The organism is Novosphingobium sp. AP12, from assembly GCF_000281975.1.
Taxonomy (GTDB): Bacteria; Pseudomonadota; Alphaproteobacteria; order Sphingomonadales; family Sphingomonadaceae; genus Novosphingobium.
The window spans coordinates 24514-45395 of record NZ_AKKE01000065.1 but is presented as its reverse complement, the minus strand read 5'-3'; the positions used below and the strand labels follow the sequence as shown (position 1 = coordinate 45395).

16 protein-coding genes are annotated in these 20882 nt (G+C 67.9%); 6 read left to right on the top strand and 10 right to left on the bottom strand.

What is annotated here, in order from left to right; all coding sequences use genetic code 11:
- Positions 1 to 139: 139 nt before the first annotated feature.
- The 8 genes from PMI02_RS11615 to PMI02_RS11580 form a co-directional block, all read right to left on the bottom strand.
- Entirely contained in the window at positions 140 to 1924 is a 1785-nt protein-coding gene (locus PMI02_RS11615; protein ID WP_007682777.1) for an ABC transporter ATP-binding protein, read from the bottom strand.
- Positions 1921 to 2817 carry an ABC transporter permease gene (locus tag PMI02_RS11610; protein ID WP_007682775.1) on the bottom strand — a complete coding sequence of 299 codons (897 nt, stop codon included), beginning with the start codon at positions 2815 to 2817 and terminating at the stop codon, positions 1921 to 1923. Before PMI02_RS11610 ends, PMI02_RS11615 begins: the two co-directional genes overlap by 4 nt.
- Positions 2814 to 3935, bottom strand: a complete 1122-nt coding sequence (locus PMI02_RS11605) for an ABC transporter permease (RefSeq protein WP_007682773.1) — start codon at positions 3933 to 3935, stop codon at positions 2814 to 2816. The genes PMI02_RS11610 and PMI02_RS11605 overlap by 4 nt, the downstream gene beginning before the upstream one ends.
- 39 nt (positions 3936 to 3974) lie before the next feature.
- Entirely contained in the window at positions 3975 to 5186 is a 1212-nt protein-coding gene (locus PMI02_RS11600) for an LLM class flavin-dependent oxidoreductase (RefSeq protein ID WP_007682771.1), read from the bottom strand.
- 16 nt (positions 5187 to 5202) lie between these two features.
- Positions 5203 to 5940 (bottom strand): class II aldolase/adducin family protein, encoded by a 738-nt coding sequence (locus PMI02_RS11595; protein WP_007682768.1) that lies wholly within the window; start codon positions 5938 to 5940, stop codon positions 5203 to 5205.
- 20 nt (positions 5941 to 5960) lie between these two features.
- Positions 5961 to 7022: an ABC transporter substrate-binding protein gene (locus tag PMI02_RS11590; protein WP_007682767.1), complete on the bottom strand. Its 1062-nt coding sequence runs from the start codon at positions 7020 to 7022 to the stop codon at positions 5961 to 5963.
- Positions 7023 to 7153: 131 nt separating this feature from the next.
- Complete coding sequence (locus PMI02_RS11585) at positions 7154 to 8686, bottom strand: ABC transporter substrate-binding protein (RefSeq protein ID WP_007682765.1); 1533 nt, start codon at positions 8684 to 8686, stop codon at positions 7154 to 7156.
- Positions 8686 to 9897: an LLM class flavin-dependent oxidoreductase gene (locus PMI02_RS11580; RefSeq protein ID WP_007682763.1), complete on the bottom strand. Its 1212-nt coding sequence runs from the start codon at positions 9895 to 9897 to the stop codon at positions 8686 to 8688. Before PMI02_RS11580 ends, PMI02_RS11585 begins: the two co-directional genes overlap by 1 nt.
- A gap of 475 nt (positions 9898 to 10372) precedes the next feature.
- On the opposite strand from PMI02_RS11580, the gene PMI02_RS11575 reads away from it, so the two are divergent.
- The 3 genes from PMI02_RS11575 to PMI02_RS11565 are packed head-to-tail and all read left to right on the top strand — an operon-like array spanning position 10373 to position 13682.
- Positions 10373 to 11938 (top strand): ABC transporter substrate-binding protein, encoded by a 1566-nt coding sequence (locus tag PMI02_RS11575; protein ID WP_007682759.1) that lies wholly within the window; start codon positions 10373 to 10375, stop codon positions 11936 to 11938.
- A 35-nt stretch (positions 11939 to 11973) separates the two neighbouring features.
- A complete protein-coding gene (locus PMI02_RS11570) occupies positions 11974 to 12990 on the top strand; it encodes an ABC transporter substrate-binding protein (RefSeq protein WP_007682758.1) in 1017 nt (338 codons plus the stop codon).
- Positions 12991 to 13001: 11 nt separating this feature from the next.
- Positions 13002 to 13682: a class II aldolase/adducin family protein gene (locus PMI02_RS11565; RefSeq protein WP_007682756.1), complete on the top strand. Its 681-nt coding sequence runs from the start codon at positions 13002 to 13004 to the stop codon at positions 13680 to 13682.
- A 68-nt stretch (positions 13683 to 13750) separates the two neighbouring features.
- Here the strand turns inward: PMI02_RS11565 and PMI02_RS11560 are convergent, their stop codons facing one another.
- Positions 13751 to 14338 (bottom strand): malonic semialdehyde reductase, encoded by a 588-nt coding sequence (locus PMI02_RS11560; RefSeq protein ID WP_007682755.1) that lies wholly within the window; start codon positions 14336 to 14338, stop codon positions 13751 to 13753.
- A 13-nt stretch (positions 14339 to 14351) separates the two neighbouring features.
- Complete coding sequence (locus PMI02_RS11555; protein WP_007682753.1) at positions 14352 to 15533, bottom strand: LLM class flavin-dependent oxidoreductase; 1182 nt, start codon at positions 15531 to 15533, stop codon at positions 14352 to 14354.
- Between the two features lie 474 nt (positions 15534 to 16007).
- Here PMI02_RS11555 and PMI02_RS11550 point away from each other — a divergent pair, with 474 nt between their 5' ends.
- The 3 genes from PMI02_RS11550 (at position 16008) to PMI02_RS11540 (ending at position 20881) form a co-directional block, all read left to right on the top strand.
- Complete coding sequence (locus PMI02_RS11550; protein WP_007682750.1) at positions 16008 to 18599, top strand: TonB-dependent siderophore receptor; 2592 nt, start codon at positions 16008 to 16010, stop codon at positions 18597 to 18599.
- A gap of 13 nt (positions 18600 to 18612) precedes the next feature.
- Entirely contained in the window at positions 18613 to 20169 is a 1557-nt protein-coding gene (locus tag PMI02_RS11545; RefSeq protein WP_007682748.1) for an ABC transporter substrate-binding protein, read from the top strand.
- 106 nt (positions 20170 to 20275) lie between these two features.
- A complete protein-coding gene (locus tag PMI02_RS11540) occupies positions 20276 to 20881 on the top strand; it encodes an O-methyltransferase (protein WP_007682746.1) in 606 nt (201 codons plus the stop codon).
- The last annotated feature ends 1 nt before the right edge of the window (position 20882 follow it).

The window sequence follows — 20882 nt, the reverse complement described above, 5'->3', positions numbered from 1 at the left end:
CCGTGCTTAACGCCCCTAGCTTTCAAGCCAGTGCGGTAGTCCGCTTCCACTTGCTGCGAATACCCTACCACGTCTTGTCTACTAAAACACTTGGGAATCCTACACGCCCGGATAGCTCACCTTTATACCCTTTCCGAACTCACGCGACCGTCTCGCGAAGTCGCGGTGAATCCGCCACTAGCGCCCGGGTGTAGGAATGCTCCGGCTGGTCCAGCAGCCGATCGACCGGGCCATGCTCGACGATCCGGCCATGCTGGAGAACCGCCACGCAATCAGCCACTGCGCGCACGACGCCGAGGTCGTGGGTCACGAACAGGATCGTCAGGCCGAACTCGCGCTGGAGCTGGCGCAGCAGGTCGATGATTGCGGCCTGCACTGAGACGTCGAGCGCGGATGTGATCTCGTCGCAGATCAGCAACTCTGGCTTGCAGATCAGCGCGCGCGCGATGGCGACCCGCTGCCGCTCGCCGCCCGACAGATCACGCGGGTAGCGCGGCGCCAGTTCCGGTGCCAGCGCGACCCGTTCGAGCACCGCGGCGACCTCGCGGTCGGCGTCGGCCGAGCGGATGGGGAAGAAGTGCAACGCCGCGGTGCGCAGGATCTGCCCCACCGTCTGGCGCGGGTTGAGCGCGCGGAACGGGTTCTGGAAGATGTATTGGATGCGCCGCCGCAGGTCGATGTCGCGGTTGCCGGACAGCGGGACGAGCCGCCCGTCGTATTCGAAAGTCCCTTCGACATCCTCCACCGCGCCGACCAATGCGCGCGAGAAGGTGGTCTTGCCCGAGCCGCTCTCGCCCACCAGCGCCGTGCAGTAGCCCTTGGGCAGTGAAAGATCGACGTCGAACAGCACCTGGTTGGCGCCGTAGCTGGCTGAAACGCCGCCCAGCACGGCCAGCGCTCGCTGCTCCGCGAAAGCGGGCGCACGGAAGGTGGCCGGGACGTCCTCGCGCTTGCCGCGAACTGGGTGGTGGCAGGCGACGAGGCGCCGCTCGCCGAACTCACGCAAGGGTGGCCGCACGGCGCAACTGGCGCTGCGCAGCGAACAGCGCGGCGCAAAGGCGCACCCCTCGGGCCGGTCCTGAAGGGCCGGCGCATGGCCGCCGATCGGGCGGACGGCATGCCGTCCGGAGATGTCGGGCACGGCGTCGAGCAGGCCGCGCGTGTAAGGATGCGCGGGGCTTTCGAAAAGGTGGTCGCGCGAACCGCTTTCGACGATGTGCCCGGCGTAGAGCACGACGACCCGGTCGACCAGTTCGCGTACGACAGCGAGATCGTGCGACACATAGACGGCGCCGATGCCCCGGTCGCGGCACAGGTCCCGCAACGTGGCCAGCACCCGGGCCTGCGTGGTCACGTCGAGCGCGGTGGTCGGCTCGTCGAGGACGATAAGCTGGGGCCGCAGCAGCACCGCGAGCGCCAGAAGCACGCGCTGCTGCTGGCCGCCCGATAGCTGGTGCGGGAAGCGGCGCAGGAATTCGGAGGTGGCAGGCAGGCCGACATCGGCCGCCGCCTCGGCGATGCGGGCCTGCCGGCCCGCCTTGCCGAGCGCCGGCAGGTGGACGCGCAGCACTTCTTCCAGAAGCGAGCCGATGCGCCGCATCGGATTGAGCGCCAGCGCCGGGTCCTGCGCGACGTGCGAGACGACCGAGCCGCGCATTGTGTGGCGCTCGGCCTCGTCCAGTGCGAGGATGTCGCGCCCGTCGACGAAGACCGAGCCGCATGCGATCACCGCACCGGCGCGCGCGTCACCCAGAAGCGCGGTCGCGATGCTGGTCTTGCCCGAGCCGCTCTCTCCCACGACGCCGAGGATCTCGCCGGGGAAGACGGAGAAGCTGATGTCGCCGACGATCTTTGGCCCGTCTCCGAGGGTAACGGAGAGGTCGCGAACCTGGAGCACCGCATTGACGAACGGCACGACGCTCATGACTGGCTCTCCCGCAGGCGGCGCTTGTTGCCGCGCATCAGGGTCCGCGCCCGCGACTTCACGCCCTTGCGCACCGCAATGCGCGAACCTGCGCGCGAGACGCTCTCGGCGAGCAGGTTGGTGCCGAGCGCGAACACCCCGATCATCGCGATCGGGGCAAGCACCGCCCAGGGCTGGATCATCAGGCCCGCGCGGTTCTCGTTGATCATCAGGCCCCAGTCGGCGGCGGGCGGTGCCACGCCATAGCCCAGGAAACTCAAGCCCGAGAGCATCCCGATCGCCCAGGTGAGCATGATGCCCAGATGCACCAGCAGCGGCGTCGAGATGTTGGGCAGGATTTCCAGCAGGACGATGCGCCACCACGGGTAGCCCATCAGCTTCGCCGCCTCGACGTACTCCTGCGAGACCACGCCGAGCGTGACGCCGCGCGCCAGCCGGATCACGCCAGGCACGAACGAGATCGCCACCGTCAGAACGATCAGCCAAGGCTCGCGCCCCAGCATCGAGACGACCAGCAGCACCAGGATCAGGTCTGGGAAGGCGAGCAGCACGTCGGTTCCCCAGACGACCGCATGGTCGATCCAGCGTTTCGAAAGCCCGGCCGCGATGCCGATGACCGCACCTGCGGCCAGCGCGATCACCGAGGCGGCGAAGCTCATCCACAGCACCGAGCGGCCGCCGTGGAGCAGGCGCGACCAGACGTCGCGGCCGAGGTAGTCGTAGCCCAGCAGCGTGCCCTCGCCGGGCAGCCCGTACGTCGGCCCGACCAGCCCCAGCGGCGACTGCGGCGCCGCCAGCGGGCCGAGCAGCGCCACGACCAGCACCGTGGCGGCAAAGGCGAAGCCCAGCCGCGCCTGCGGGCCCCGGCGCAAGGTCGAAAGTCCGGAACTCATACTCCGCCCGCCTTCAGCTTGAGTTTCGCGCGCGTACCGGCGCGCAGTCGCGGCCGCGAGGAGGTACGCAGCTTGGGCGTTACCAAGACTGTCGCGACATCGGCCAGCAAATTGATGAACACAACGCCGACCGCCATGGTCAGGGTGATCACCTGGATCACCGGCACGTCGCGCAGCTCGATCGCGGCGTTGAGCGCGTTGCCGATGCCGGGATAGCTGAACACCACCTCGACGATCAGCCCCCCGCCCAGCAGCATCCGGCTCGTCAGCGCGATGCCCTGGATCACCGGGACCAGCGCGTTCGGCACGGCATGGCCCCAGACCACGCGGCGCTCCGGAATGCCGCGCAGCCGGGCGGCCGCGACGTAATCCGCCTCCAGCGTCTCGATCATCGCAGAGCGCACCAGCCGCAGCAGGAACGGCGCGACGGTCAGGATCAACGTCAGCGCTGGCAGCACAAGATACAACGGCTGCAGGAACGGCGAGATCGCCGGATCGATCAGCGACACCGCCGGCAGGATCGGGAATACCGTCGTCGAGAACAGCAGGATCAGGCCGATCGCGAGAACGAAGCCCGGCAGCGCCTTGAACAGGATCACCGCGTTCATCGTCCAGCTGTCGATCCGGCTGTCGCGGCGGATGGCCAGCGCCACGCCGCCGAGGAAGGCGATCGGAACTGCCAGGACGAGGACGATCGCCATCAGCGCCGCCGAGTTTCCGAAGCGGTCGGCCACGATCTGTCCGGCAGGCACGTTGGAATCGAGCGAAACGCCGAACTCGCCCGTCATCGCCCGCGCCGCCCACCGGCCGTATTGGACGAGGATCGGCTGGTCGAGCCCGAGTTGCTGCTGGAGAACGCGGATGCTGTCTTCCGTCGCGTCGGGGCCGAGGATGACCCGCGCCGGATCGGACGGCAGCGCCTGTGTCGCCGCGAAGACAAGCACCGAGATCACGAAGGCAGTTGCCAATCCCGAAAGGACGCGTCCTCCCAGCCACGGCAGCCACGACGGCAGCGCGAAACCCTCGCTGCCCGGCGCACCTGCATTATGGGCGACGGTGTCGTCAGTCTGCGAGGGGCTTACCGCCCGCGGGGTCTGCTCGGAATAGATCGTCGCCATCTTGCATCCTTGCCGCTGCAATCGGTTCGGGGAGCCCTTTCAGGCAGGCACCGTCTCGGGCACCGGCTGCAATGACTTTTCCGTGCGAGGCGGGCCGACGCGCAGCGACGGGACGTCGAAGCCGTGGTCGAGGTCGAGCAGCGGGAACAGCAGCTCGGCGACGCGGTGCGCCTCGGCGATCAGCGGGAAGCCCGAGAGGATGAAGGCGCCGACACCCTGCTCCGCATATTCGCGCAGTCGAGCGGCGACGTTCTCGGCCGAGCCGACCAGCGTTGTGCCCGCCGCCGGCCCCATGATGTCGAAGCCAAACCACGCCGGCCCGACCCAGACGTTGGGATAGACCTCGAGATCGCGGGCGCTCGGCAGGCGGCCTGATTTGACGATATCGATATTGCGCTGCACCTGCGCGTCGGGGCTGCGGTAGGTCTCTAGCGTCTCGCCGGTCGGCAGGCGCATCCGGATCGAACGTTCGGCGTGTTCGACCGAGGAGCGCTGGAGCAGCCAGTCGGCATGGGCCCAAGCCTCTTCCTCGGTTTCGCGCACGATGATTTGAAGGCGGGTGCCGTATTCCAGCGTGCGGCCGATCTTCGCGGCCTCCGCGCCGACGCGGCGGAACTTGTCGCCCAGCAGCGGCGGGGTGTTGGCGAAGCTCAGGTAGACGTCGAGCAGCTTGACCGAATGGGCGACGCCCGGCCCCGAAGTGCCTGCGCCCCACAGCGGTACGCCGGCGGGCTGGTAGGGCCCCGACCACACGCTCATCGGCGCGCCGCCCTCGCCGCGCGGCGCGAGCTTGACGAACTGGCCGTCGTAGCCGCTGCGGTCGCCGCCGTAGACCTTGCGGAAGGCATCCCAGTATTCGAAGCTGAAGTCGTAGCGCTCGTCGTGCGGGTAATGGACGCCCAGCGCGGCCAGGCCGGCGTCGTTGCCGTTGACGACGTTGAACAGCAGCCGCCCGTTCGAGAAGTGGTCGAAAGTCTGCGCGTACTTGGCCAGCACCGCAGCCGACAGTTCGCCGGGATGCTGCGCGACGAGGAACTTCATCCGCTCCGTCGCCGGAATCATCGCGGCAGCGACGGCAAGGCTCTCGAACGCGCTGGAACCCAGGAGCGCCCCGTAGAAGCCCAGCTTGTCGATGGTCCTGGCAAGCTGTTCGAGGTGGTCGAAACCGGTCTGCCAGCGCCCTTCCTCGGCCCAGGGATAGGGGCCGTCTGGGGCGGTGAGATACCACAGCAGCTTCAAGGGACGCGTCATCGGTCTGGCTCCCGGATCAGTCGAGGTCGGTAATGGGCAGCAGGCCGAGGCCGCGAGCCTCGTCGTAGCGCTTGGACATCTTCCACTGCTGGCGCAGCACGCCGGGACCGTACGTGCGCGAGCCGCCGAGCGCCTGAGCCTGGATCTGGATCTGCGCGCCCTCCTCCAGCAGGAGGATGAACTCGGCCAGATCGCGCAGGCCCTTCCAGCCCCATACGGTGGCGCCGCCGTTGGCTTCGATGATCGCGGGGGTGAAGGGGTTCTCGGCCAGCTTTTCGTTGATGAACTCGGCCTCGTCCTGGCGGCGGTCGATGTAGACCGGCAGCTCGCGGGCGAGGTGGAAGCGCTGCACCGGCACGTAGCTGATCGGCAGCGTGCGGTGCGTCTGCGCCCACGCGCCGAGGTAGGGCGAGTGGACGTGGCTGAGCGAGGTAACGGTCGGGTTCGCGTTGAACACCTTGAGGTAGCGCCCGTTGGCGCGGCCTTTGTACGCGGTGCCGTCGAGCCCGGTGACTGTGAAGTTCAGCGGCTCGTTGCTGTAGATGCTGCGGTCGAACGGGTGCGGCAGGTTGACCGAGACGATCTTGTCCTCGCCGGGCACGCGCTCGATGAAGCCGACAGTGCCATTGGCGGTGATGGTGGCGGTCTCGCGGTAGGCGCGGAAGATTTCGGCGGCCTGGCGGGCGACGTCATTCGCGAAGTCGAGGACCGTCGAGTTCAGGTCTTCGGCAGGGGTCTGGATTACAGCGGCCATGGTCATTCTCCTCAGAAGGTTCAGGCGGCGCGCGTCTGGGCAGCGCGGCGTTCGAGAGCAGCTTCGAGCGGTCGGCGGTCGATCCAGCCATCGATGTCGACGCTGTGTTCTAGGAAGCCGTGCAACCACAGGAAGCTCGCCTGCCGCTTGAGCAGTGCGATGCGCTCGTCGGACAGGTCGGGGTGGAGCGAGCGGTGGAAGTTGTTGCGGTAGGCGGCCTCGACCCCGGCGGCACCGGCGTGGGTCTCCTTCTGGAGGATTTCGCGCAGCGCCGGCAGGTTGTGCGCGGCCCAGTCGGCGGCGCGCAAAGTCTGCTCCAGGAACAGCACGACGAGGTCGAAATGATTGTCGAGCAGGTCCTGGTTGACCGTGATCGGGCGGGGGGTGCCGTTGTTCACCCGCGTCAGGCGGCTGGGGTAGGAATCGAGATCGATGCCCACCACGACGTCGGCCCGCTTGGCCGCGTCCACTGCCGAGGCGCCCTTGACGTAGACCGCGTCGACCTTGCCCGCGGCGAGCGCATCGATGCCCGACCACATGTGGGCGAGGTTCACGCCGGAATCCTCGGAAAGCGGCGCGAGGGCGACATCGACGAACGTCACGTCCTCAAGCACCAGGCCGGCAATGCCCAGCGCACCCTTGATGCCCGCCAGCGACATGCCCCGCGCGATGCTGCCGCCGCGCGTATCGCGCCAGGCCGGCAGGGCGATGCGCAGGCCCTTGAGCTGCGCGGGCGCGATCGGGCCGGTCTCGCGGCGGACGAGGATTGCCTGCCACTCGTCGATCCAGGTGAGGCCGACCACGCGCGTCGGCGCGCCCTTGGCCTTGGCGGCGAGCGCGGGAATGTTGCCGCCCTCGCGGAACAGGCCGGGGATGTCGTGCTCGTTGTGATGCAGGCGCTGTGCGCGCGGCTTGTCCTGCAGCGCCTCGACGCGCAGTCCATCGCGCGCGAACTCCTCGCCCAGCCAGCCGAGCGAGTGGGCGATGCCCGAGGCGGTCGGCACAGGGCAGCGGGTGAACAGGATATGGTCGAGCCGCTCCGGCCTTGCGGTTTCGCCGATGGTGTGGACGTTGTCGGTCATTGGAACTCCGTGGTCCCGGTCGTAAGAGCAAAGGCCGTGCCAACCGCGCAGGACAGCCGATTTGAACGGTGGCGGCGAGGCTGCGTGATGATATTTCAACAGCACGCCCGCACGTCGCTGCGCCGATGTGCTCAGACCCACATCCGGTCGAACCGCCATGTCGGAAAGTGCGAGCGCTCCGCTGCGATACCCCCCACGCGGGGGCCCACGCCGTCAAGCGTATTGGCGAAGCCCCAGATCAGCAGGCCGCCGCTGTCGTGCTGGATGCGCTGCATCTCATGGACCAGCTGCGCGCGGGCGGCGAGGTCCGGTTGGGCCAGCGCTTCGCCAAACAGGGTGGCGAAGCGCGGGTCGGCGAAGTTGGTCTTGTTCGACACCGCGCTCGGCGCGTCGATGTGCAGCGCGGTGGAAAGCCAGGGTACGCCCAGCGTGCCACCGGTGCTGATCTCCCAGCTTCGCCTCGCAGGCCCCGCGAAGGTCGCAGCATCGACCTGCCGCAGCCGAACGTCCACGCCTGCGCGCTTGGCCTGCTCGCTCAGTACCAGCGCCGCCGCCACGTTCGCCGGGCCGACCACCAGTTCGGTTCGCAGCCCCTCATGGCCTGCCTGCTTGAGCAAGCTGCGCGCCTCGTCGATGTCCTGCCGGCGCTGGGCGATGGCCTTGTCGAACGTGGGGTCCTGCGGCGCGTACAGGTCGTTGGCGATGCGCCCTTCCCCCTGCAGCGCCCGGCGGACCAGTTCCTCCCGGTCGACGAGGAGGCGGAAAGCCTGACGCACCCGCACGTCGGCGAAGGGGCCTTCCTTGGTGTTCATGTCGAACGACTGCCAGCCGTTGGTCTGCGAGGTGAGGATGCGCGCGCGGGCATCGCGGCGGATCAGCCCTGCCTGCTCGGGCAGGATCGCGTTGGCGAGGTCGATCTGTCCCGCCAGCAGCGCGCCGATGCGCGCGGTCTGGTCCTTGAACTCGATGATCTCCAGTTCGTCGGGGTAAGGCCTGCCCGGCTTGTAGTAGTTGTCGAAGCGCTTGAAGGTGGCGCGCTGGCCGGGCTCGAACTTGTCGACTTTATAAGGCCCGGCGCCGACCGGGTTGGTGACGGGATCGTAGTCGGAGGGTACGATCCCGCCGAAGTTGGTCCAGGTCTCGGGCAGCGCGACGAAGCCGTGACTTTCGCGGATCGGGATGCGCACGGTCCTCTCGTCGAGCTTCTTAACCGCGTCCCGGTCGACCGGTGAGACCAGCGCACCGTAGGGCGAGGCGAGCTTGGGATCGGTGATGCGCCGGATCGAGAACAGCACGTCGTCGGCAGTGATCGTCTTGCCGTTGTGGAACTCGAGGCTCGGTTTCAGGCGGATGTCCCAGGCGCTGGCATTGGCGTTGGGCTCGACCGATTCCGCCAGCGCCAGCGTGGGGAGCATGTCGTCGCTCCACTCCCAGAGCTTGTCGTACATCGCGAAACCGCGGATCGTGCTGCCGGTGCCGAGCGGCTTGTGGGCATCGAGGTTGCCCGACCGCTCGCCGTCGATGATGCCGAGCCGCAGCCGGCCGCCCCGCCGGGGCTGCTTGGGAGCCTCGCTCGTCCCTTCGCTGCGGCTGCCGCAACCTGCGAGCAGCAATCCCGCGCCCGCTGCGCCACCGATCAGCGCGCGCCTGGTGAGGTTGTCCATCACCCGTTACCGCGCGCTGCGATGCCGCCGCCCGAGACCAGCGGGACCGCCTGATCTTCGGCCAATGCCAGCCTCGGCGCCCGGAAGCGGGGAAGGACATGCTCGCCCAAGCGGTAGATTTCCTCGAGGTGCGGGTAGCCGTTGAGGAAGAACCACGAGAGGCCGAGGTCCGCGAACTGTCGGATCTTGGCGGCGACATTCTCGTAGCTGCCGACGAAGGCGAAGCCCGGCGGGATGCCGATGCAGCCGAACCCGCCCCACAGGTGCGGCTCGACGAAGAGGTCTTCGAAGCCGTTCACCTCGCGGCCATTGTAGCGCCTGAACCGCTCGCGGTTGGTGTCGGACATATGCTCCGAGCGCTCGGCTGCGGCCTTCACGGTCCCGGCCCGCACGCCCTCGTCGAAGAAGCGCTTGGCCTCGGCGTAGGCGAGTTCGTCGGTCTCGCGGGCGATGGCGTCGACCGAGACGCCGAAGCGGATCTGGTCGGCGCGGCCGTATTTCGCGGCGCGTTCCTTCACGTCGGCGATGTTGCGGGCGACGTGTTCGGGCGATTCCGCGAGGACGAGGTAATAGTCGGAGTGCTTGGCCGCGAGTTCCTTGGCGCCCTCCGAGGTGCCCGCCGAGCAAATCACCGGGATCGGGGCCTGCGCCAGCGGACCGCGCAGGCCCCCGCCGTCGGCCCGGTAGTATTGGCCTTCGTAGTGGAAGCTCTCGTTGTTCCAGAAGCCCTTGACGAGGTCGAGGAATTCGATCGCGCGGGCATAGCGCTCGTCGTGCGGCAGCGGTTCGCCGTTGGCACGCAGCAGTCCGTCGGAGCCGCCCTGGATCACGTTCCAGACGAGGCGGCCGCCGCTGACGCGCTGGAAGCTGGCCGCCATCTGCGTGGCCTGCCAAGGGCTGAAGTGGCCGGGGTGGAAAGCGTCGACGAAGCGTAGGCGCTTCGTCTCGCGGGCCAGCGCGGCCGAGACGATCCAGGGCTCGTCGCCGAACGGGGCATTGACCAGCAGCGCACCGGCAAAGCCGTTGATCTCGGCGGCGCGGGCGACCTGGCTGAGGTAGTCGATATAGGCGAAGTCGCCGTCTTCACCGGACGAGACCGCGCCGGTGCTGGCATGCGGCTGGCGGTTCCAGTCGCCCCGGTTGCGGTTGTCGCCGGGGATGAACTGGGTTTCCCCGTGCAGGGGCAGGCGGGCGAAGAATTCGATGGTCATGGGCGGCGCTCCACTGATGTGAAGGCTTGCAAAGCAGTAACCGTGCCAGTGGGAGATTACGCCGTCATCGGCGCCCGGTGGGTGCACCGGTTGTGGAGAATTCAGCAGCCGCGGTGGGTGTTCCTGATCACCGCGATGCTTCCTGCGATGACGGAAATATAATCGTGCGACCGGTGGCGAGGTTCGTCGACCGGCGGTTTGGTTGATGAAGTACATGCGCGCGGAAACATCGCTCATGGGACGAGGCTGGCGCGGGATCGACGATGTGAAAGAACCTGCGCGAAGGTAGCAGCGCCCGGCGATGTAGGAAAACGCGGAGCGCACCCGCCTCGCCTGCGCCAAACCGAACACCCTCCGCTGAGAACCGCGCAGGCTCCGTCATCTGGAGGCCCCCTTCCCGCCGCGAAGCGCCCGAATCCCCGCTTGGCATGCCCCTTGCTCCACTCACGGCACAGCCACGCAAGGAGAGCCATTCGTGTCCGAAGCCCAGTCGCGCCGTTCATTCCTCGCGAAGGGAGCGCTGCTTTCGGGCGGCCTCGCGCTCGGCACCGGCCTGCTTGCGGGCTGCGGCGACAGCAAGCCCGGCCCGGCCCTTTCGGGCGGCAAGCCGCAGTCCGGCGGCAAGGCCCGCATCGCGATCATCGCCGGCGCGCAGACCGGCAACCTCGACGCGCACAAGCCGCTGGGCACCGGCTCGTTCCGGGGCTGGGCGCTCTACAGCAAGCTGTGGGAGTGGGACCGCGAAGCCCATCCCGGCCTGGCCCTCGCCGAGTTCGCCGAAGTCAACGACGATGCGTCCGAGTGGACCATCCGCCTTAGGAAAGGGCTGGAATTCCACCACGGCAAGTCGATCCGCGCTGAGGATGTCATCCATTCGCTCCGCCGCCTGACCGACCCCGCGCTGGCCTCGCCCTACGGCTACTATCTTCCGTCGCTCCGGCGCGACGCGATCACCGCGCTCGATCCGCTGACGGTGCGCATCCCCTTCGAGGCCGGCCACGGCCTTGCCGCGCTGCCCGAACTGTGGATGAGCTGGGGCGGCATCGTGCCTGTCGACTACGACCCGGTGACCAATCCGGTCGGCGCCGGGCCGTACCGCCTCAAGAGCTTCACGCCCGGCCAGCGCTCGACCTTCTCGAAGTTCGAGAACTACTACAAGGCGGACCAGCCCTACCTCGACGAAGTGGAGATCATCGATTTCAAGGACCCGATCGCGCGCCTCCAGGCGATGCAGACCGGGCAGGTCGACGTCTCCCCCACCATCGCCTTCGAGCAGCTGGCGTTCTTCAAGTCCTCCGACCGGTTCGAGGTGGTGTCCTCGCAGACCGACGCCTGGCACGGCTTCGCGATGAACCTGTCGAAGGCGCCCTTCGACGACCTGCGCGTGGTCAAGGCTTTCCGCCTGATCGCCGACCGCGCCGAGCTGGTGGAGCGCGTGCTCCACGGTCAGGGCCGCGTAGCCAACGACCTCTATGCGCCGAGCGACCCGACCTATGACCACGAGATCCCCCAGCGCACCCGCGATCTGTCCGAGGCGCGCAGCCTGCTGCGATCGGCCGGCCACGGCGGCGGGCTGGCGGTCGAACTGGTGACGACGGCGGGCGCGGGCGGCAACGCAGGCATCGTCTTCGCCCAGCAGGCGCGCGGGGCAGGCGTCGAGGTGAAGATCAAGCTGGTCGACGATTCCATCTTCGCGGGGCCCGACAAGAACAACTGGACCTTCAGCACCGTCGTCGGCGTTTCCCGCCCGTTCCTGCTCACCCTGCAGCAGCACGATGGCCCGCGCGCGGCGGGCAACAAGACGCACTTCCGGGACGCCGAGTTCACCCGCCTCGTCACCGAGGCCGCCGCCCAGCCCGACGTGGAGAAGCGCAAGGCGCTCGTCGGCGCGGCGCAGCGCATCCAGCACGACAAGGGCGGCCTCTTGATCTGGGGCTTCTCCAACAACCAGGAAGCGGTCTCGCGCACCATCGGCGGCGTGACCCCGGACCGCACCGCCTTCTCCGCCTGGCGCACCGACGCGCTGTGGCGCCGCACCTGATTTCCACCGACCACCAAGCAAGCAAGGATACGATCATGAGCGATACCGAGATCCTGTTCACACGCTGCGGCGGCGCCACCGCCTCCACCATCGCCATCCAGCGCGGCTTCCTGCACGACGAATTCGCGGACGGCGGCGCGGTCCTGCGCTCACTCCAGGAATCGGGCGACGCTGCGGTGCGCGAAAGCCATTTCGACCACTCGATCCCCTCGATGTTCCGCGAAGGCGGCAACATCCCTCCGATCTGGGCGCGCGCCAGGGGTGCCGACACGGTGGTGCTGGCGATCAGCTGGGTGGATGAGTTCCAGTCGATCGTGGTCCGTGGGGACAGCGACATCCGCTCGCTTTCCGACCTTGCCGGAAAGCGGCTCGCGGTGCCGCTCTACGAGGGCATCTCGATCGACTTCCAGCGCGGCGCCAACTTCCACGGGCTGGCGAGCGGACTGGACATCGCCGGACTGGACCGCAACGACGTGACCTTCGTCGACGTGCCGGTCGAGCGCGGACAGGGGTTCGCCTCGGGCGCGGCCGAGCTCGCGGCGCTGTTCGACGGGCGGGTGGACGCGGTGTTCCTGCGCCAGTCCTCGGGCCTGCGTCTCTTCCGGGAGCATGGCGGGAAGCTGCACGAACTCGTGCGGCTGACCGACGAGCCCGACCCGCTGCACCGCATCAACAACGGCACCCCGCGCCCGCTCACCGTCCACCGCAGCTTCCTCGACCAGCACCGGCCCCTCGTGGTGCGCTACATCGCCGCCCTGCTGCGCGCGGCGGAGTGGTCCGAGGCGAACCCGGACGAGGCGCTCGACGCCCTGACCGAGGAAGACGGCCGGTCCGACCGCGAGACGATCGCCGCCACTTTCCCGCGCTATGCCACCAGCCTGCGTCCCAGGCTGACCGACGAATACATCGCGGGGCTGTCGGCACAGAAGGACTTCCTGTTCGCCTGGGGCTTCCTCGAGGCGGACTTCGACGTCGCCGACTGGATCGAGCGCGGCCCGTTGGCCGAGGCAGAGGCCCTGGTCGCCGCCGAAACCAGCATCGCGGCGGAATAAGGAAGCCGGCCATGACCGATACGACCGACCTCGAACTGGCGGAAACCATCGCGCAAGTGAAGGGCGATGCGACCCACGCCTTCACTTTCCTCAAGGAAAGCGGGACGCTGACCGCCAGCCTCATCTTCAACATCGCACACCGCGTGCCGGGCCGCGACGTGCTGCTCTCGGTGCGCTTCCCCTCGCCGTGGTCGCGCGGCACGGAGGTGACGGTCACCGCCTCGCGCTTCTCCGATCACAAGGAATCGGTGCTCAACGAGGAGCGGCTCGGCGCGGACACGCTGATCCATGCGCATACTCCGCACCTCGCGGCGTGGTCGCTGGCGCACAAGCCGTTCCCGATCCTCTACGTCGCGGCGCAGCGCCACCTGCTCGCACGCGAAATTCCCAACCACCTCGAAAGGCGGGTCAGCGTGCTGGAGACGATCCGCGCGCGGCTCGACACCTACCCCGACCTCGCCCCGCCGCCCGGCCTGCTGGAGAGCAACGGCGGCGCCAACTTCTGGGGCAAGGGCATCGTCGAAACCGCGCAGCTGATCCTGCTGATCGAGGAATCCGCTCGCCTCCAGGCCATCGCCGCGCAGATCGGCGGAGCGCAGGTCTACACCGAAGGTGCGCTCGACCTGCAGTGGAAGCGCACTGGGCTACTTGAAAAGGGGCGCTCGTTCGCGCGCGAGTTCGCACCGGCCTGAGGGGCAACGGCCGGTGCCGGCAGGAAGTGCCGCCGTGTGCGACCGCAGCGGCGCTTCCTGCCAGATCGCTACAGAACGCTCACCGCATCCTCGAACGCCAGCCTTGGCCCGCGTCCGCGCAACTCGCTGCGGTCGCCGTAGCCCAAGTTCAGCACCAGCAGCGAGCGCAACCGGCCGTCGGGGAAGAACGCGGCGTCGAGCGCCTCGGCGTTGAAGCCCGTCATCGGCCCCACGTCGAGGCCCAGCGAGCGCGCCGCGACGATCAGGAATGCCGCCTGCAGCGCCGCGTTGAACGTGCCCGCCGCGCGGATGCGCTCGTCCTCCACGAAGTAGGCGGCCACGTCGCGCCCCGGCAGCAGGTCCGGCAAGTGCTCGAAGAAGCGGCTGTCCCACGCGACGATGGCGTTGAGCGGCGCGGCCAGCGTCTTCTCGCGGTTGCTGCTGGACAGTGCCGGCGCCAGCCGCGCCTTGGCCTCGGCGCTCCGCACGAAGACGTAGCGCGCAGGCTGGGCGTTGAAGCCGGTGGGCGCGAGCTTGGTCAACTCGTAAAGATCGCGCAGCGTCGCATCGTCCACCGCACGGTCGTCGAAGCGGTGGTTGCTGCGCGCCTGCCCGAAGATCTGGTCGAGCGCGTCTGGGGCAAGGGTGGTGGTCATTCGCAAAATCTCCTCAGGCGACCGACAGTAGCGGCCGCGAACGGCGGGCATTGAGCAGGGGCACCTCGAAACCGTGGTCGAGGTCGAGCAGCGGGAACAGCAGGTGCGCCACGCGGTGCGCCTCCTCGATCAGCGGCCAGCCCGAGAGGATGAACGAGGTCGCTCCCTGCGCCTCGAACTCGCGGATGCGCGCGGCGACGTTCTCCGCGCTGCCGACCAGCGTGGTGCCCGCGCCGGGGCCGAGGATGCCGAAGCCGTGCAGTGCCGGGCCGGTCCAGATGTTCGGATAGATCTCGAAGTCGCGCGCCTTCGGCCAGCGCCCGGCGCGCAGGGTGTCGAGGTTGCGGTTCACCTGCGGGTCGGGGCTGCGGTAGGTCTCAAGCGTCTCACCCGGCGGCAGGAAGCGCTTGAGCCCCTGGTAGGCGTAATCGAGCGAGGTCTGGTCGATCAGCCACTGCGCGTAGTCCCAGGCCTCATCCTCGGTCTCGCGCACGATGATCTGCAGGCGGGTGCCGTAGTCGAGCGTGCGGCCCAGCTTCGCCGCTTCCGCGCCGACCCGGCGGAACTTGTCACCCAGCTTCGGCGGGGTGTCGGCGAAACTCAGGTAGGTGTCGAGCAGCTGCACCGAATGGGCCACGCCCGGCGGCGACGTGCCCGCGCCCCACAGCGCCACGGGATCGCGCTCCGCCCCCTCGTGCGCCGGACGATAGCCGCGTGCGGGCGGCGGGGTCAGCTGGATGTACTTGCCGTGGAACCCTTCCGGGGCGCCCGAGTAGGCGTGCTTGAACGCGCGCCAGTATTCGAGGCTGAAGTCGTAGCGCTCGTCGTGCTTCAGGTACATGCCATAGGCTGCCTGCGTCGCGTCGTTGCCGTTCACCGCGTTGAGCGCCAACCGCCCGCCGGAGAACTCGTTGATGGTCAGCGCGATCTGCGCCAGCTTGGCGGGCGACAGCAGGCCCGGATGAACCGCGCCCAGGAACGTCATCCGCCGCGTCACCGACAGCGTCGCCGCCGCCACCGTCAGCACGTCGTTGCCGCCGTAGCCGGTCGCCAGCAGGGCACCGTAGAAACCCAGCTTGTCGATCGTCGCGGCAAGCTGTTGGAGGTGGTCGAAACCGGTGTCCCACCGTCCGCTCTCCTCCCAGGGGACCACGCCGTCGGGCGCGGTGAGATACCATAGAAGCTTGACTGCCATGTTCGCTCCAGTTCGCTGTCGTGCTGCGTTTGAAGCGCAGCAGGTTCCGTCGAAGGCTTGGAAGCAAGACTTGGGCCAGCGAGACTTGTGCTGATTTATCAGAGTGATTCGCGAAGGTCGTCGGTCCGGGCTGTTTCAAATTCACCCAGCCAATCCTCCCTGTTGCGAAGCCATGGGGAGGTGGCGGTTGCGAAGCGACCGATGGAGGGGGAGGCAACTCGTCCACCAGCCGCTGCCCGGGCGGCCCCCGTTCCTTCGAACAGAGAGGATCGAGGGCTGCTCAAAGCGCAGCATCGGTGCTGGCTTTCCACCAGCGCACGAACAAAACTATGTTGAAATAAAACGATAAATACCTCTGGCACGTGCTTTGCTTACAAGCCTGCAAGGGGGGGCGACGATGCGGAGGGTCTGCATCGGGCATCGACTCCACCTTGGAAGAAACGCCGCATCGTCGGGTTCAGGCAGGAGCATTCCATGGGCGTCACCAAGTACTTTCTCGGCATCAGCATCCTCGGCTTCGCCTTCTCGGGCGTCGCCTGGGCGGAGGATGCCGCCGCCCCCAGCGCGGAGGCCGACGAACAGGACGGCACCACCGGTTCCATCACCGTGAACGGCGAGCGCATCAACCAGGCGACCTCGGTGCTGCCGACCCGCGCCCCGACCTCGATCTACGGAACCGGCGAGAGCATCCTGAACACGCCGCGCTCGGTCACCCAGATCAATGCCGAGCAGCTGACCAAGGACATCATCCTCAACTCGGACGACCTCGCCAAGTACACGCCGGGCATCACGCGCGGCGGCGGCCAGAACGCGGGCATCGCCCCGCAGCTACGCGGGCAGGGCTCGGAGATCTTCCAGGACGGCCAGCGCGGCTATGCGGTGCGCCACCCGGCCAACTTCAACGCCTACGAGGGCGCGGACATCGTCGCGGGGCCGTCCTCGGTGATATTCGGATCGGTGACCGGCAGCGGCGGCTACATCAACTACCTGACCAAGAAGCCCGATTTCGAGCAGCGCCGCTCCAGCCTGACGACGCGCATCGGCACGCTGATCCCGGACGGCGATTCCAAGCTCGGCTTCACCATCACCGGCGACGACACCGGGCCGCTGAGCGACACGCTGGCCTATCGCGCCAGCGTGACGGTGCAGAAGCAGGACGACTACTACGACAACGTCAAGAACAACTACTACGCCTTCTACGGGGCGCTGGCCTGGAAGCCCACGAGCAACTTCCGCGCCGACCTCAACTTCGCCTACGACGACTACTATGACTGGAACGTCACCCACGGCTGGAACCGCGCGACGCAGGACCTGGTCGACGACGGCCTCTATGCCGCCGGCCGCGCCACTCCGATCATCCAGAACGGCGCGACCTACTGGTCGCCGGTGTTCGCCTCGGGCGCGGCCGATTCCGCGACGACCGGCTGGGTGCAGCGCGCGCGCAATTCCGCCGGCCAGTACGTGGTGGTGCCCGGCACGTTCCAGTCCGCCTCGCCCAACACCCAGACCCGGCCCGGCACAGTGCGCGGCTGGGTCTACGATCCCACGCTCGCCGGCAACGACCTCGTCAAGCTCTCGCGCCAGGCCTCGCAGCGCGCCGAGGACAAGAACACCGCCGATCGCCTCACTGCCCAGCTGCGCCTCGCCTACGACATCGGCGAGCATACCACCCTGGTGAACAGCACGTTCTACCAGCGCTCGAACGACACCACCGACGCGGTGGGCTCGTTCCAGGTGCAATCGCGCGACCGCATCTTCGACAACCGGCTCGAGCTGCGCCACCAGTTCGAATTCGGCGGCGGCATCATCGACGACAGCAACACCGGGGTGATCTACCGGCGCGAGACCAACCGCTCGATCGCCGCGAACAACAGCTTCGGCACCAACATCTACGCCTACGACCTGACGCTCGATCCCTCGACCAAGAACCCCGGCGACCTGCTCGGCCTCACCGGATCGAACCCCAACGGTGGCAACGCGGCATGGATCGGGACAGCGGGCGTGCCGCAGTTCTCGGATTCGCTCGGCTGGCTGAGCCTGCCGCCGATGTACTACGCGGGCAACGGGCTCTACGCGGAATCGGTCGCGTCCTACACTTCGCAGTCGAAGTGGAGCACCACGACGGTCTTCACCCAGCACAACCTGAAGTTCGGCGACTTCGCCGGGCTCAACGCGGGCGCGAGCCGGAGCTGGGTGGACGCCTCGATCAAGAACCCCTTCCCCCTGCCGGGTGCCAGCGAGCGCAAGGACGACGGCGACTACAAGCTCTATTCGGTCCAGGTCAGCCCCTACCTGAAGCCGACCGCGAACTCGACGATCTACTTCACCTACGACCGTTCGATCGCGATCAACACCGGCGGCTTCGCCAACGGCCTCAGCTGGGGCAGCGGGACGGCGGCGAACCTGCTCAACCCGCTCCAGTTCAAGAGCCTCAGCGAACTCTACGAGGTGGGCATCAAGGCCGAGCCGATCGCCGGCCAGCTGTTCCTCACCCTCGCCGGCTTCAAGCAGGCGCGTGACCAGAGCCCGGACCAGTTCAACAACATCGCCCGCCTCAAGGTGAAGGGCATCGAGGCGACCCTGCGCTACCAGCCGGACGAGGCGATCCGCACCGGCCTCAACTTCAACTACCTGTCGGCCTATAACGAATATACGTCGCAGGTCGGCTTCGCGCCGCGCGGCTTCATTCCCGACAACGGGACGGTGTTCAGCGACAACAACGTGCTGAACCAGCTGCCGGCGGGCCGCTTCGACGCGGTGCAGATCCCCAAGTACAACCTCAGCGGCTACGTCGACTGGCGCCATTCTTCCGGCTTCGGCGCCGAACTTTCGGGGTGGCTGACGAGCCCCTGGTATCTCAACCTCAGCAAGACGGTGCGCATCCCCACCAGCTATAACCTCGACCTCGGCGTGTTCTACCGCCAGCCGGTGTGGAACGTGGCGATCCAGGTGCAGAACCTGACCGACCAGCGCAACTTCGTCAGCGGCCTCGCCGGATCGACCAACACCTTCCTCCAGCCCACGCGCGGCCGGTCGATCGTGGCGCAGATCGGCTACAACTTCTGATGGAGCCTGGACGATGAGCCTGATCCTACCTCGCCGCGACTTCCTCGGCCTTGCCGGCGCGGCGGGCGCGGGGGCCTTGTTCGGGGGCGGCATGTCCGGGTGCTCGCGCCCCGACACCGCGCCCGGCACGGACGATGGCAGGCCCCGGCGCGGCGGCCGCCTGCGGCTGGGGGTGATCGGCGAGGCGGCCGCCGGCAACCTCGACGCGCACAAGCCCTCGGGCATGTCGAGCACGATCCGCGGCTTCGCGCTCTACGCGAAACTGTGGGAGTGGAGCGACGACATGTTTCCGCAGCTTGCCCTCGCGGAATTCGCCGAGCCTAACGCCGACGCCTCGGCCTGGACGATCCGGCTGCGGCAAGGGCTGGGATTCCACAACGGCAAGACCATCACGGCGGACGACGTCGTCCATTCGGTGCGCCGCCTCACCGACCCCAGGCTGGCCTCGCCAAACGGCGCCACGGTGGCGCTGGTCGACCGCGACCGGCTGGAGAAGCTCGACGAGCGCACCGTGCGCATCCCCATTCGAGACGGCATCGGCTTCCTGCCGCTGCCCGACACCTGGGTGAACTTCGGCGGCATCGTGCCGCTGGACTATCACCCGGTCACCAACCCGGTCGGCGCGGGGCCTTACCGCATCAAGGACTTCCAGCCCGGCCGCCGCTCGCTGTTCACTCGCTTCGACAACTACTTCCGCGAAGGCCCCTGGCCGGACGAGCTGGAGATCATCGACTTCAAGGACCAGGTCTCGCGCTTCGAGGCACTGCAGAGCGGGCAGATCGACATGGCCCACGCCATCGCACCCGAGCAGGCGCCGCTGGCGCAGGGCAACCCGCGCGTCCGTCTGGTTACTTCGCAGACCAACTGGTGGCGCGGCTTCGCCATGAACGTCAGCAAGCCGCCGTTCGACGACGTGCGCGTGCGCCAGGCCTTCCGCCTCCTCGCCGACCGCGACGACCTCGTGCAGCGCGTACTGCGCGGCCAGGGACGCGTCGCCAACGACCTCTACGCCCCGCACGACCCGACGTTCGACAAGGCCATCCCGCAGCGCCGTCATGACCCGGAGCAGGCCCGCAGCCTGCTGCGCGCCGCCGGGGCGGAAGGGCCTACCGTCGAACTGACCGCCGACGCCGCCGGGACCAGCGCGGCGCTGGTGCTCGCGCAACAGGCGGCGAAGCTGGGCGTGACGGTGAAGGTCCGGCAGGTCGATGCCGCGACCTACAACGGTCCCTTGCGCAACGACTTTGCGTTCAGCACCGGCGGCACGCTCGGCCAGCCGTTCCTCGCCGCCGCGATGGGCAACGACGGACCCTACGCCCAGACCAACCGCAGCAATTTCAAAGATGCGCGCTTCGATAGCCTCGTGCGCGAGGCACTGGCACAGCCCGACCTCGCGCGCCGCAGCCCCCTCGTCCACGAAGCGCAGCGCATCCAGCACGAACGCGGCGGGTTGCTGATCTGGGGCTTCCAGAACACCCTCGACGCCATTGCCCCCAACGTCGGCGGGGTGAAGCCGGAGCATTCGCACTTCCCGACATGGCGGTTTGATCGCATCTGGCTCAAGAGCTGATACAAGTTCGTTACAAGATATATCTTGAATTGAATTTCACCGACCTTACTCTCGAACCATCAGGCGCATCGAGTCCCCTCGCGGGACCGCCATCGGAGAACACGACATGGACGACAAAGTATCGGTGGTGCTGGACCACTACCATCAGCGCATAGCCAGCGAGCAGGCGCAGCCACGCCCCTCGTCGGCCGACGACCGCGATGCACGGCTGCTCGCGGTCGGGCCGGAAACGGGCCGCCTCATCAACATCCTCGCTCGCAGCAAGCAGGCTCCGACGATCCTCGAGATCGGCACCTCCTACGGCTATTCGGGCATCTGGCTGGCCGACGCGGCGCGCGCTTCGGGCGGCAAGCTCATCACGCTCGAACTGCAGGACTACAAAGCGGCCTACGCCCGTGCCAGGGCGGAAGAGGCCGGCCTCGCCGACTATATCGACTTTCGCGTCGGTAATGCGCTGGACCTGATCGCGCAGATCGACGAGCCGATCGACTTCGTCCTGCTCGACCTTTGGAAGGACCTCTACGTCCCCTCGCTCGAAGCCTTCTACCCCAAGCTGAACCCCGGCGCGCTCATCGTCGCCGACAACATGATCCGCCCCGGCGGCGACGGCGTGCGCGCCTATGGCGAAGCCGTCCGCACCAAGCCCGGCATCACCAGCGTGCTGCTGCCGGTCGGCACCGGCATCGAAGTCAGCCGCTACGATCCGGCCTGAG

What these genes read in the sequence shown, in the direction of transcription:
- PMI02_RS11615 (WP_007682777.1), bottom strand. Translation starts at nt 1,924, where the DNA reads ATGAGCGTCGTGCCGTTCGTCAATGCGGTGCTCCAGGTTCGCGACCTC.
- PMI02_RS11610 (WP_007682775.1), bottom strand. Translation starts at nt 2,817, where the DNA reads ATGAGTTCCGGACTTTCGACCTTGCGCCGGGGCCCGCAGGCGCGGCTG.
- PMI02_RS11605 (WP_007682773.1), bottom strand. Translation starts at nt 3,935, where the DNA reads ATGGCGACGATCTATTCCGAGCAGACCCCGCGGGCGGTAAGCCCCTCG.
- PMI02_RS11600 (WP_007682771.1), bottom strand. Translation starts at nt 5,186, where the DNA reads ATGACGCGTCCCTTGAAGCTGCTGTGGTATCTCACCGCCCCAGACGGC.
- PMI02_RS11595 (WP_007682768.1), bottom strand. Translation starts at nt 5,940, where the DNA reads ATGGCCGCTGTAATCCAGACCCCTGCCGAAGACCTGAACTCGACGGTC.
- PMI02_RS11590 (WP_007682767.1), bottom strand. Translation starts at nt 7,022, where the DNA reads ATGACCGACAACGTCCACACCATCGGCGAAACCGCAAGGCCGGAGCGG.
- PMI02_RS11585 (WP_007682765.1), bottom strand. Translation starts at nt 8,686, where the DNA reads ATGGACAACCTCACCAGGCGCGCGCTGATCGGTGGCGCAGCGGGCGCG.
- PMI02_RS11580 (WP_007682763.1), bottom strand. Translation starts at nt 9,897, where the DNA reads ATGACCATCGAATTCTTCGCCCGCCTGCCCCTGCACGGGGAAACCCAG.
- PMI02_RS11570 (WP_007682758.1), top strand. Translation starts at nt 11,974, where the DNA reads ATGAGCGATACCGAGATCCTGTTCACACGCTGCGGCGGCGCCACCGCC.
- PMI02_RS11565 (WP_007682756.1), top strand. Translation starts at nt 13,002, where the DNA reads ATGACCGATACGACCGACCTCGAACTGGCGGAAACCATCGCGCAAGTG.
- PMI02_RS11560 (WP_007682755.1), bottom strand. Translation starts at nt 14,338, where the DNA reads ATGACCACCACCCTTGCCCCAGACGCGCTCGACCAGATCTTCGGGCAG.
- PMI02_RS11555 (WP_007682753.1), bottom strand. Translation starts at nt 15,533, where the DNA reads ATGGCAGTCAAGCTTCTATGGTATCTCACCGCGCCCGACGGCGTGGTC.
- PMI02_RS11550 (WP_007682750.1), top strand. Translation starts at nt 16,008, where the DNA reads ATGGGCGTCACCAAGTACTTTCTCGGCATCAGCATCCTCGGCTTCGCC.
- PMI02_RS11545 (WP_007682748.1), top strand. Translation starts at nt 18,613, where the DNA reads ATGAGCCTGATCCTACCTCGCCGCGACTTCCTCGGCCTTGCCGGCGCG.
- PMI02_RS11540 (WP_007682746.1), top strand. Translation starts at nt 20,276, where the DNA reads ATGGACGACAAAGTATCGGTGGTGCTGGACCACTACCATCAGCGCATA.